Here is a 12987-nt window from a genome sequence, read left to right on the forward strand (position 1 = left end):
TTTGTCGCCTCGTCTTGAGGAACAACGCACAATTTCGACAGCGTAAAATTAAAAATGCGTTATAAGTACTGCACCAATCGAACAGGAACGCCGTATGACGCCTTTTTTAACCGCTTATTTTGCCCGCATTGGCTGGTCAGGTTCGGCCAGCGCCGACATTGAAACCTTAAAAGCACTGCATTTACTGCACAACGGTGCAATTCCATTTGAGAACCTGGATGTATTGCTGCCAAGAGAGATGCAGCTCGACGATCAGTCGCTGGAAGAGAAACTGGTGACCGCGCGTCGCGGCGGCTATTGCTTTGAGCAGAACGGAGTATTTGAGCGTGCGTTACGCGAAATCGGTTTTAACGTACGTAGCCTTCTCGGACGAGTGGTTCTGGCTAATCCGTCAAGCTTGCCGCCGCGCACGCATCGTCTGTTGTTGGTTGAGTTGCAGGGAGAACAGTGGATTGCCGACGTTGGCTTCGGCGGACAAACGCTGACGGCGCCGATTCGTCTGCAGGCCGACATTGAGCAGCAAACGCCTCACGGCGAATATCGCCTGGTTCAGGAGGGGGAAGACTGGCTTCTGCAGTTCCGCCATCACGATCACTGGCAGTCAATGTACCGCTTCGATCTGGTGGTGCAACATCACAGCGATTATCTGATAGGTAACTTCTGGTCCGCGCACTGGCCACAATCACATTTTCGTCATCATCTGCTGATGTGTCGCCATCTTCCGGACGGCGGCAAGCTGACGTTGACCAATTTTCATTTTACCCATTATCAGGATGGTCGTGCGGTAGAACAGATAAATTTACCCGATGTCGCCAGTCTGTATGCCTTGCTGCAGGAACGGTTTGGACTGGGTGTGGATGATGTGAAGCATGGGTTTACCCTGGATGAGCTGGCGACCGTCATGGCGGCGTTTGATACACATCCTGAGGCGGGGAAATAGAGGATGGGAATAATGCCGGATGCGGCGTCATCGCTTCATCCGGCTTACAGATTCAATCAAAAATCGATCGCCCATTCGGCATGAAACAGGATCACTGCCGAACCGGTAATAGTCACTTTTTCCGGCAGGTTATCACGGATAGCCACCGTCACATCAACAATACCGTCGCGCCCGAGCGCGCGGCCCTGATGCCCCTGAACACGTAGCGTTTTCCCGTCATGCGGCATCACGCCATGGTGAACCAGCCACGCCCCCATTGGACCGTTGGCATTGCCGGTGACCGGATCTTCCACAATACCAATAGCAGGCGAGAACATGCGGCCATCGGTGGCGTTTTCGCCCTTGCGAATTTGAAAAGGGAAGAACCCGTTACAGCCAATTTGCTGGCTGATAGCGGTCAGGGCAGGCAAATCCGGTGAAAGAGCGTCGAGGTCCACCTCAGGCTTCAGCGCAATCATCACTTTAGAGTGTCCGGTGGTGGCTACCTGAATGGGTAATCCGGGCAGCATATCGTCTTCGCTCAAGTGCAGTGCATCGATTATCGCGGTACGTACAGCACCTTCCAGCGGAGCTTCGAATCCAGGTACGCCTTGTTCAAGGCTGATGCGATAGTCATTGTCACTTGCTTCAATATCGACCCGATGACGACCGGCGAGCGAGGTTTGCCAGACGGTGCTGTTGCCCAAACCCAGCACATTGGCGCGCACATAATGTGCTGCGACGGTAGCGTGCCCACAGATAGGAACTTCGACCGTCGGCGTGAAATAACGGATGTGAACATCGCTGTCGTCACTGGTCAGCAGGAATGCGGTTTCCGAATGACGTAGCTCGCGAGCAATGAGCTGCATCTGCGCTTCGCTCAGTCCGTCAGCATGCAACACCACTCCCGCTGAATTGCCACGAAAGGGTATCGAGGTAAAGGCATCGACGTGATAAACCTGTGGTTTCATTAGCGTTCTCCCTGGGATGGAGAAGCATCATAACGTACAAAAAGCGGGATAGCGATCCAGGCCCGGTAAGCGCAAGCTATACCGGGCATCAGAGAAAATTAGCGGCGTGAACGCACTATCTGATAACGGCGGGTAAAGTACTCAAACGGCGCACTCCATACGTGGACCAGTCGGGTGAACGGGAACAGCAGGAAAATGGTCATTCCCAGAACCAGATGCACACGGAAAATCCACGCCACGCCATCCAGATGCGCAGACGCACCGCCCTGGAAGGTCACCACCGACTGCGCCCAACCGACCAGTTTCAGCATTTCACTGCCGTCAGGATGCTGCGCTGAGAACGGGATAGTGGTTAAACCGAGAATACATTGAATCAGCAGAACGCAGAGGATCAGAATATCGGCGGTGGAGGAGGTTGCACGAATGCGCGGATTAGTCAGCCGGCGCACCAGCAAGCCAGCGCCGCCAACCAGCGTCAGCACGCCACAAAATCCGCCGGCAATCATCGCCATCTGCTGCTTTACCGCAATCGGCAGGAACCAGGCATACATCCAGTGCGGCGTTAACATGCCAAACAGGTGACCGAAGAATATCCCCAGAATACCGATATGGAATAAGTTTGACCACAACACCATACCGCGTTTGTCCAGCATCTGGCTGGAAGAGGCGCGCCATGTGTATTGCCCGTAGTCGTAGCGTAGCCAACTGCCGAGGATAAACACCGTACCGCACAGGTACGGATAGATATCGTAAAAAAAGACGTTCAGGTACTGTATCATTTCGGGCCTCCCGCGCTGACGTCGACATACTGAGGTGCCACGTCCTGGCTAAAGCGTCGTTGATAATTTTGTAACGGTGAACTGTCACAGGCGGTGGCGTTATCCTCAATAAACTTCACCTGTTCCTCTTCCCAGACTGCATCCAGCGCCTGTCGGGTATCGTCGCGAGTTTCCGTGCTAACCTGTTTAGTGACACTGTCACTTGAGAGGGGGCTTCCTGCAAGCAGCAGCAGGGCATCAAACAGTTGATACCAGGGCGTATCACGCTGCTTCAAACGCCCACCCAGTAACGCCAGAATCGGTGCGACGTTCTGCAGCCCTTCTTTAGCCTCCGCTTCCGGTAACACGCTTAAGTACTCAAGATATAAAGGCAGGTGATCCGGCAGTTCACGACAGTCGAGCTGCAGCCCGACCTTTTCGTACTGCGCCAACAGATCAACCATTGCCTGACCACGGTCACGAGACTCGGCGTGCACATGTTCAAACAGCAGCAGAGAGGTGGCCCGACCCCGGTCAAAGATTTCGCACCATTCGGCTTGTTTATCCAGTAACGGCGCATTGAGCAGCGCCTGGCTAAATTCGCTAAGCATTGGGGCATCGCAGGCCACAAGCGCCAGTGCCTCGTCTTTACACTCCCATAGCAGCTCGTCGGGGTACTCCATCAGCAGGCCGATAACCTTCAGGATTTGCATTATTCCCCCTCCGCTTTATCGCGCACTTCGGTGATGTCGATAGCGTCAATACGGCTACTGTTGAACAGGTTGAATTTAGTGTCGGAACCATGGCAGCCGTCACCAAAGGTAAAGCCGCAGCCGTTTTTCTCCGGGAAGGCATCGCGCGCCATTTCGCGGTGGCTGGTCGGGATCACGAAGCGGTCTTCATAGTTGGCAATCGCCAGATAGCGATACATTTCCTCAACCTGCTCAACGCTCAGACCCACTTCCTCAATCGCGCGAGTATCCGTAACACCTTCGACGGTTTGCGAACGCATATAGTGGCGCATCGCCATCATCCGTTTTAGCGCGCGCAGTACCGGGCCGGTATCGCCCGCGCTAAGCATGTTGGCGAGGTATTGAACCGGAATTCGCAGTGACTCAACCGCAGGCAAAATGTTGCCGTTGTGCGGCAAGCCACCGGCGTCGGCAATTGACTGAATCGGTGACAACGGCGGAACATACCAGACCATCGGCAAAGTGCGGTATTCGGGATGCAGAGGCAGCGCCAGCTTCCAGTCCATCGCCATTTTATAGACCGGTGAACGTTGGGCCGCTTCGATAACGTTGTGCGGAATCCCCTGTTTCAGCGCTTCTTCAATCACCGCCGGATCGTTCGGATTGAGGAACACATCGCACTGACGCTCGTAGAGATCGGTTTCATGCTCGGTGCTCGCAACTTCCTCGATGCGATCGGCGTCGTACAGCAATACGCCGAGATAACGGATACGCCCGACGCAGGTTTCTGAACACACCGTTGGCTGACCGGACTCAATACGTGGATAACAGAAAATGCACTTCTCTGATTTGCCACTCTTCCAGTTAAAGTAGATTTTTTTATACGGGCAACCGCTAATGCACAAACGCCAACCTCGACATTTGTCCTGGTCGATCAGCACGATGCCGTCTTCTTCACGCTTATAGATGGCACCGCTCGGGCAGGTGGCGACACAGCTTGGGTTCAGACAGTGTTCGCACAGGCGCGGTAAATACATCATGAAGGTGTTTTCGAACTGCCCGTACATCTCCTTTTGCATCTTCTCAAAGTTACGGTCACGGGCTCGTTTTGAAAACTCACCGCCGAGCAGCTCTTCCCAGTTGGGACCCCAGATAATCTTGTCCATCCGCTTGCCATCAATCAGTGAACGCGGACGCGCGGTGGGCTGATTCTTGCTCTCCGGCGCGCTATGCAGATGCTGATAATCGTAGGTAAACGGTTCGTAATAATCATCGATTTGCGGGATCACCGGGTTGGCGAAAATTTTGGTGATCACGCCCATCTTGCCGCCCAGACGCGGTCTGATCTTGCCGTTGACATCACGAACCCAGCCGCCTTGCCACTCTTCCTGATCTTCCCAGTTTTTCGGATAACCAATGCCCGGCTTGGTCTCGACGTTGTTAAACCATGCATATTCCATCCCTTCACGCCCGGTCCAGACGTTTTTACAGGTGACGGAGCAGGTGTGGCAGCCGATGCACTTATCCAGATTAAGGACCATGCCTACCTGTGAGCGTATTTTCATTTTTTCGCCTCCTGTACCTGATCGCGACCTTCATCATCCAGCCAGTTAATGTTTTTCATTTTTCTAATCATGATGAACTCATCGCGGTTAGAGCCGACCGTCCCGTAATAATTGAAGCTGTATGCCAGTTGCGCATAGCCGCCGATCATGTGCGTGGGTTTCGGGCAGACGCGGGTGACCGAGTTATGGATCCCGCCACGCATCCCGGTGACTTCCGAGCCTGGGATATTCATGATTCGCTCCTGAGCGTGATACATCATGGTCATTCCCGGCGGCACGCGTTGACTCACCACTGCACGCGCAGTGAGCGCACCGTTGGCGTTGAAGGCTTCAATCCAGTCGTTATCCTCAATGCCCAGCTCTTTGGCATCGGTCTCGCTGATCCAGACAATGGGGCCGCCGCGAGAAAGCGTCAGCATCAGCAGGTTTTCGCTGTAGGTGGAGTGGATCCCCCATTTCTGATGCGGCGTCAGGAAGTTGAGCGCTTTTTCCGGGAAGCCGTTAGGCGGAACTTCGCGCATTTCGCTGACGCTGCGGGTATCGATAGGCGGACGATATGCCACCAGACTTTCACCAAACGCTCGCATCCACGCATGATCCTGATACAACTGCTGACGACCGGACAGGGTACGCCATGGGATCAGTTCGTGGACGTTGGTATAGCCTGCGTTATAGGAGACATGTTCGCTTTCCAGACCGGACCAGGTAGGACTGGAGATAATTTTGCGCGGCTGGGCCTGGATATCGCGAAAACGAATTTTCTCGTCTTCTTTGTTCAAGGCCAGATGCGTATGGTCGCGACCAGTCATCGCGCCCAGCGCTTCCCAGGCTTTTACCGCCACCTGACCGTTGGTTTCCGGTGCCAGGGCGAGGATTACTTCAGAAGCATCCAGTGCGGTGTCAATCAACGGTCGGCCTTTTGCCGGGCCTTCGCGTTTGGTGTAGTTCAGCTTGCCGAGGAAATCGACCTCCGTCTGAGTATTCCACGCAATGCCTTTCCCGCCGTTGCCGAGCTTATCCATGAGTGGGCCGAGCGAAGTAAAACGTTCGTAGGTGGCGGGGTAGTCACGCTCCACAACGGCAATATTGGGCGCTGTTTTCCCCGGCAGGAGATCGCATTCGCCTTTACGCCAGTCCAGAATGTCAAACGGCTGCGCCAGTTCTGCCGGGGAGTCGTGTTGCAGTGGTTGCAATACAACATCCGTTTCTTGCCCAAGGTGCCCGACACAAACCTCGGAGAAGACTTTGGCGATGCCTTTATAAATTTCCCAGTCGCTCTTCGATTCCCACGCCGGGTCGACTGCCGCTGACAAGGGATGAATAAACGGATGCATATCCGAGGTGTTCATATCGTCTTTTTCATACCAGGTGGCGGTTGGTAAAACGATATCGGAGAACAGGCAGGTACTCGACATACGGAAATCGAGCGTTACCAGCAGATCGAGCTTGCCCTCAATCGCTGCGGACTGCCATTCAACTTCTTCAGGTTTAATACCGTCGCTTGAACCGAGCGCCTCTCCCTGGATCCCGCTTTCGGTACCCAGCAGATATTTGAGCATGTATTCATGCCCTTTACCGGAAGAGCCGAGCAGGTTAGAGCGCCAGACGAAGAGGTTGCGTGGATGGTTCTTGCCGCTATCCGGCTGTTCGCAGGCAAAACGAATATCACCCGATTTCAGCGCCTGCGCGGTATATTCCACCGGAGACATTCCCGCTTGATCTGCCTTTGCCTTAACGGTCAGTGGGTTGAGGTTTAGCTGCGGGGCGGACGGCAGCCAGCCCATCCTTTCTGCGCGCACGTTAAAATCAATTAAATGCCCACTAAACTTCGATGCATCGGCCAGCGGAGAGAGGAGTTCCTGAGCGGTGAGTTTTTCATAGCGCCACTGACTGGAGTGGTTGTAGAAAAACGAAGTGCTGTTCATCTGACGCGGAGGACGGTTCCAGTCCAGCGCAAAGGCCAGCGGTAACCAACCGGTTTGCGGCCGCAGCTTCTCCTGACCCACATAGTGTGCCCAGCCGCCGCCGCTTTGCCCCACGCAACCACAGAACACGAGGATGTTAATCATCCCACGATAGTTCATGTCCATGTGATACCAGTGGTTAACGCCCGCCCCGAGGATGATCATCGAGCGGCCATGTGTTTTGTGCGCGGTATCAGCAAACTCGCGGGCGATTTGCTCGATATGACGGCGTGGCACGCCGGTAATTTGCTCGCCCCAGGCAGGGGTGTAGGCTTTCACTTCGCTGTAATCTTGCGCGCTATGAACATCATCCAGACCACGGTCGAGGCCGTAATTCGCCAGTACCAGATCATAGACGCTCACCACCGGGCAACGGCTGCCATCGGCGAGGGTAAGATGTTTTACCGGCAGTTGGCGAATCAGCACCGGCTCCTGTTTCACGCTGCGAAAATGTGGGTTTTCGTTGCCGCCGAAATAGGGGAACGCCACGCCGGTTACGTCATCATGCTGACCAAGCAGCGAGAGGGAAAGCTCTGTTTCAGTCCCTGCCGCCAGCGATTCGAGATTCCATTTGCCTTTCTCGCCCCAGCGAAAACCGATGGATCCGTTCGGGACAACCAGTTCGCCTTCGCGGTTGAAAGCCACCGTTTTCCACTCTGGATTGTTGTTTTCGCCCAGACCATCGACAAGGTCTGAGGCGCGCATCATGCGTCCAGGCACGTAGGTGCCATCTTCGCGGGCATCCAGCAGCACCAGCATCGGCATGTCGGTATAGCGGCGACAGTAATTGAGGAAGTAATCGCTGGGATTGTCGAGGTGGAACTCTTTCAGGATGACGTGGCCCATTGCCATCGCCAGCGCGCTGTCCGTCCCTTGTTTGGGTGCCAGCCACTGGTCGCAGAGTTTGGCGACCTCCGAGTAATCCGGCGTAATGGCAATCGTCTTGGTACCTTTGTAACGTACTTCAGTAAAAAAGTGCGCGTCCGGGGTTCGGGTCTGTGGCACGTTAGAACCCCAGGCAATGATATAACTGGAGTTATACCAGTCGGCAGATTCCGGTACATCGGTCTGCTCGCCCCAGGTCATTGGTGATGCAGGCGGTAAGTCGCAGTACCAGTCATAGAAGCTCAGACAAGTTCCGCCCAGTAGCGAGAGATAGCGTGTGCCTGCGGCATAAGAGACCATCGACATTGCGGGGATGGGGGAGAATCCGGCCACGCGATCCGGACCGTAGGTTTTTACCGTCCAGACGTTGGCGGCGGCAATCAACTGATTAAGCTCTTTCCAGTTGGAACGGATAAACCCGCCGCGCCCGCGCACCTGCTTGTAACTCAGGCATTTTTGCGGGTCGTTCATAATGGATTCCCAGGCCAGCACCGGATCGGGCTGGCGGGACAGGGCGTCGCGCCACAATTCGATTAGACGTTTACGCACCAGCGGATATTTCAGGCGGTTGGCGCTGTACAGATACCAGGAATAACTTGCGCCGCGTGGGCAGCCACGGGGCTCATGATTTGGCAGGTCAGGTCGGGTACGAGGATAGTCGGTTTGCTGAGTTTCCCAGGTTACCAGCCCGTTTTTGACGTAGATTTTCCAGCTGCATGAGCCGGTACAGTTAACGCCGTGGGTAGAACGCACAATTTTATCGAACTGCCAGCGCTGACGATAGCTGTCTTCCCAGTCCCGGTTGGTGTGCATCACTTGCCCATGCCCCTCGGCAAATGTCTCACCCTTTTGTTTAAAGTAGCGAAAGCGATCTAACAGTTTACTCATGACATAACTCCTGCTTCGAATAACGTTGCCCGCACTGGCTAAAAGATGACTATTTTTTTTGTGATTTACGGCCGTATACCAGCCAGGTCACCAGCACGCAGACGATGTAGAACACAAGGAATATTTTCATGGCGCCGACCGGAGAGCCGGTCAGCGCCAGCGATGAACCGAACGCTTTCGGAATAAAGAAGCCCCCGACCGCGCCAATAGCAGAGATAAACCCCAGAGCGGCTGCGGTATCGGTTACCGCTTCACGCTGAGCCTGTTCTTCAGTACCACCGTGCAGCTTCACCCGGTAAATGGTGATTTTGCGAAAGATCACCGCAATCATCTGGAAGGTCGAACCGCTACCCAAACCTGCGGTCAGGAACAAGCCCATAAACACCAGGTAGAAGGCGACAAAGTTTCCTTCGCCAGACCCTGGCAGGGTAAGAAACAGCAGGGCACTAAACAGCGCCATAAAGATGAAGTTAATTAATGTGACGCGTACACCGCCGAACTTGTCAGAGATCACGCCGCCCGCCGAACGCGCAAGCGCGCCAATGAATGGGCCGAAGAACGCCAGTTGCAGAATATTCACGTCCGGGAACTGGGTTTTCGCCAGCATGGCAAAGCCTGCCGAGAAACCGATAAATGAACCAAAGGTGGCAAGATACAGCAGGCTTAATAGCCACAGATGAAAACGCTTCAGGACCGGTAACTGGGAAGCAATGGAGGCCTTCGAACTGGCAATGTCGTTCATTCCCGTGCTTGCCGCCACGGTGGCTATCAGCAATAACGGAACCCAAATCCATGCGGCATTGGCCAGCGACAGTAACGAGCCGTCGGCTTGCGGGACGCCCTGTACGCCCAAAAAGGTAAAGATGGGCAGAAAGATCACCAACGGTGCGATCAACTGCATCACGCTGACGCCAAGGTTGCCGAGACCGCCGTTAACACCTAACGCGCTACCTTGTTTCGCTTTTGGGAAGAAAAAGCTGATATTGCCCATGCTGGAGGCAAAGTTAGCACCAGCAAAACCACACATCAGCGCAATAATAATAAATACGCCAAACGGAGTAGCGGTGTTTTGCACGGCAAATCCGAGCCAGACGCAGGGAACGACCAGAATAATGGTGCTAAAAATGGTCCAGCGACGCCCCCCAAATATAGGTACCATAAAGGAGTAGGGAACACGTAATATCGCGCCAGAAAGAGAAGGCAATGCGGTTAATAAAAACAGTTGGTCGGTGGTAAAATTAAAACCAATTTTATTCAGATTGACGGCCACGGCGCTGAACAACATCCAGACGCAGAACGCCAGCAACAGGCAACTCACTGATATCCAGAGATTTCTTCGGGCAATATGCTTACCTTTATTTTCCCAAAAGGCGGGGTTCTCCGGTTTCCAGTCAGTTAAAAGATAACGATTATTTTTCTCATTTGATGCTGACATATTATTCTCCATGCACATGCCGTTCATGAAAAAGAAATAAACGCATACAGCGCCGCGCGGGTTCTTTTTAGAAACTATTGAAAAGTTTTGGGAATATTGACTGAAAGAATAGATAAAAAAGCGCAATAACGCGGCGTGATGGGGGGATTACACGTTGCTTAAGTGTTACCAATTGTAAATATAAAAGATGTATTATTAATTCATCTATAACATCAATTAACTAACTCTAACGTAATCATACGATCCAAATGGCGCTCGAACGCAGGATCGGCCATTTCTTCAATGCCTAATACATAGATGCCATCCAGACCGCAGACCAACGCAATCAAACGCCAGGCCACATCGGTAGCATCCGGGTCTGGAGAAAACTCACCTGCTTTCTGTCCCTGAGCAATGATAGCGGCGGTTTCTTCGTGCCACATCCGCATGGTCAGCAGGTAAGCACTTTTGATTTCCGGATCTTTATCCGCCAGAACCTGTGCTTCACGCCACAGTTTAATATAGGGTTCAAACCCGCCGTCTTCGCTGCCCAGCATGGCGTGAAGCCGTTCACGGAAGCTGGCGTTTGCGCTGACCAGTTCGGCATCCAGAAGGGTACGGATCAGTTGCACAAAAGCGAGGGATTTTAACTCACCGGCAGACGTAAAGTGATGGTGTACCTGGCCGGTGGACACCTGAGCTTCCGTGGCAATACGCCGCACCGTCATGGCGGTAAATCCTTCCTCAAGCGCGACGCGCATTGCCGCCTGCAGAATCACTTCCCGACGTTCATCCCGATTCAGATAGCTCATCGTTCCTCCCATACCCGTTTAGCACGCAGTGTAACAAAAAGTTGGACATATGTTCAATTTTCCGTAGGATCGCTGAAGTTGGACATGTGTCCAGTTTTAGTTTCGAAGGGAATTTTATGTTTCGTCAGTGGTTAACGTTAGTGATTATTGTGCTGGTCTACATCCCTGTTGCGATTGATGCAACGGTGCTGCATGTTGCCGCGCCCACGCTGAGTATGACGCTGGGTGCCAGTGGTAACGAGCTGCTGTGGATCATTGATATTTATTCTCTGGTAATGGCCGGTATGGTGTTGCCCATGGGGGCGCTGGGCGATCGCATTGGCTTTAAACGCTTGCTGCTGTTAGGTGGAGGCTTGTTTGGTCTGGCATCGCTGGCCGCCGCCTTTGCCCACAGCGCCAGTTGGTTGATTGCCACCCGGGCCGTATTGGCGATTGGTGCGGCGATGATTGTGCCAGCAACGCTTGCGGGTATCCGCGCAACCTTTGCCGAGCAACGTCATCGTAATATGGCGCTGGGCGTGTGGGCAGCCGTGGGTTCCGGTGGTGCCGCATTTGGACCGTTAGTGGGCGGCATGCTGCTGGAGAACTTCTATTGGGGTTCCGTGTTCTTAATCAATGTGCCCATTGTCCTGGTGGTTATGGCATTAACCGCGCGTTATGTGCCGCGCCAGGCCGGACGACGCGATCAATCGTTAAACTTCGGTCATGCGATAATGCTGATTGTCGCCATTCTGCTACTGGTTTACAGCGCGAAAACGGCGTTGAAAGGGCATACAGCGATCGTGGTCATCGTACTGACATTGATAATTGGTGCGTTATTATTGGGGCAGTTCGTGCGTATCCAGCTTGCGGCCGCGCGCCCGATGATTGATATGCGGCTGTTCACGCATCGTATTATTTTAAGCGGCGTAGTTATGGCGATGACGGCGATGATTACTCTGGTTGGTTTTGAGTTGCTGATGGCTCAGGAGCTGCAGTTTGTACATGGTTTAACGCCGTATCAGGCGGGGTTATTTATGCTACCGGTGATGCTGGCCAGCGGCTTCAGTGGACCGATCGCTGGTATGCTGGTATCACGTCTGGGATTACGTTGCGTGGCAACGGCGGGTATGGCGCTAAGCGCCGTCAGTTTTTACGGTCTGGCAATGACGGACTTTAGTACCCAGCAGATTCAGGCCTGGATATTGATGGCTTTGCTCGGTTTTAGCGCCGCCAGCGCGCTCCTGGCCTCAACGGCGGCTATCATGGCGGCAGCACCGGCAGAAAAAGCTGCTGCCGCAGGCGCCATCGAAACAATGGCTTATGAACTGGGGGCCGGGCTTGGGATTGCTATCTTTGGTTTGTTGTTGAGCCGTAGCTTTTCAGCCTCGATTCTGCCGCCTGCGGGACTTAATCCGCAGGAAATAGAGCGAGCCTCATCGTCAATGGGTGAGGCGGTACAACTGGCGCATTCGCTTCCGGCGTCCCTGAGTGAGGCGTTGTTGTCAGCAGCCAGAGAAGCCTTTACCTGGTCGCACAGCGTGGCCTTAAGCAGTGCCGGCAGCATGCTTATCGTTTTGGCGGTAGGAATGTGGTTCAGTCTGGCAAAGGTACAGCGTCATTAACTAATGGGCTAAATGACAGGGGTAATCCATCTCTTCGACTTCTTTTCCACTCAGTCGAGCGTATTGCCCCGTCAGTCTCCAGAACGCAGGTTGTGTTTCCGTATAGATCTCTGCCGCTAAAACCAGGCGGCGGCGATCCACCTCATTCAGTTCCAGCAATGTCCACGGCACAAAATAACGATCGCTGCCCGTTAGGGTAAACCACAGGGGACATCCGCAACCGGAACAGAAGAAACGTTCCCCACGATTTGAAGAAGGAAAGTGTGAGGGTTCGGCTGAATCTGGCGACATCTGCGGGTGAGTGCTGGATTCCAGATACATAGCAATGCCTCCAGACCACTTTTGGCATAGCGTACAGTGGCAGGCATAGACATCCAGCATTTCGACGTCGACGGTAAAATGACTCTGTCCGCAAAGACAACGACCAGTGAATGTCTGCACGGCATACTCCTTATGACCGAGTCTACATCAAGAGAAAAAGCCAGCCCCTGAAGGACTGGCTTTGTATTCAGGCT

Annotated in this window: 10 protein-coding genes; 2 read left to right on the forward strand and 8 right to left on the reverse strand. The window is 53.7% G+C overall.

The features are described 5' to 3' along the window. The first annotated feature begins 94 nt into the window (after nt 1-94). Entirely contained in the window at nt 95-940 is an 846-nt protein-coding gene (gene nhoA / locus OGY15_RS18670; RefSeq protein WP_252838794.1) for an N-hydroxyarylamine O-acetyltransferase, read from the forward strand. Nucleotides 941-996: 56 nt separating this feature from the next. Here nhoA and OGY15_RS18675 read toward each other — a convergent pair whose 3' ends face one another. From OGY15_RS18675 to OGY15_RS18705, 7 genes are all read right to left on the reverse strand, one after another. Further along, nucleotides 997-1890, reverse strand: a complete 894-nt coding sequence (locus tag OGY15_RS18675; RefSeq protein WP_151225467.1) for a PhzF family isomerase — start codon at nt 1888-1890, stop codon at nt 997-999. 98 nt (nt 1891-1988) lie between these two features. Next, complete coding sequence (gene narI / locus OGY15_RS18680) at nt 1989-2669, reverse strand: respiratory nitrate reductase subunit gamma (RefSeq protein ID WP_187252403.1); 681 nt, start codon at nt 2667-2669, stop codon at nt 1989-1991. Further along, nucleotides 2666-3361: a nitrate reductase molybdenum cofactor assembly chaperone gene (gene narW / locus OGY15_RS18685; RefSeq protein ID WP_286540585.1), complete on the reverse strand. Its 696-nt coding sequence runs from the start codon at nt 3359-3361 to the stop codon at nt 2666-2668. Before narW ends, narI begins: the two co-directional genes overlap by 4 nt. After that, nucleotides 3361-4905, reverse strand: coding sequence for a nitrate reductase subunit beta (gene narH, locus OGY15_RS18690; protein WP_286540587.1), 1545 nt, complete (start codon nt 4903-4905; stop codon nt 3361-3363). Before narH ends, narW begins: the two co-directional genes overlap by 1 nt. Beyond that, on the reverse strand, nt 4902-8642 hold the full coding sequence (locus OGY15_RS18695; RefSeq protein ID WP_278237954.1) for a nitrate reductase subunit alpha: 3741 nt from the start codon (nt 8640-8642) through the stop codon (nt 4902-4904). Before OGY15_RS18695 ends, narH begins: the two co-directional genes overlap by 4 nt. A gap of 49 nt (nt 8643-8691) precedes the next feature. Continuing rightward, complete coding sequence (locus OGY15_RS18700) at nt 8692-10077, reverse strand: NarK family nitrate/nitrite MFS transporter (protein ID WP_151219255.1); 1386 nt, start codon at nt 10075-10077, stop codon at nt 8692-8694. 212 nt (nt 10078-10289) lie between these two features. Continuing rightward, complete coding sequence (locus tag OGY15_RS18705; RefSeq protein WP_151225465.1) at nt 10290-10868, reverse strand: TetR family transcriptional regulator; 579 nt, start codon at nt 10866-10868, stop codon at nt 10290-10292. Between the two features lie 116 nt (nt 10869-10984). On the opposite strand from OGY15_RS18705, the gene OGY15_RS18710 reads away from it, so the two are divergent. Beyond that, nucleotides 10985-12472 carry an MFS transporter gene (locus OGY15_RS18710; protein WP_210905100.1) on the forward strand — a complete coding sequence of 496 codons (1488 nt, stop codon included), beginning with the start codon at nt 10985-10987 and terminating at the stop codon, nt 12470-12472. Here the strand turns inward: OGY15_RS18710 and OGY15_RS18715 are convergent, their stop codons facing one another. Beyond that, nucleotides 12473-12913: a GFA family protein gene (locus OGY15_RS18715; protein WP_444505652.1), complete on the reverse strand. Its 441-nt coding sequence runs from the start codon at nt 12911-12913 to the stop codon at nt 12473-12475. It abuts the gene before it with no gap. Nucleotides 12914-12987 lie beyond the last annotated feature (74 nt).

This window comes from Citrobacter sp. Cu231 (assembly GCF_030332265.1).
Lineage (GTDB): Bacteria > Pseudomonadota > Gammaproteobacteria > Enterobacterales > Enterobacteriaceae > Citrobacter > Citrobacter meridianamericanus.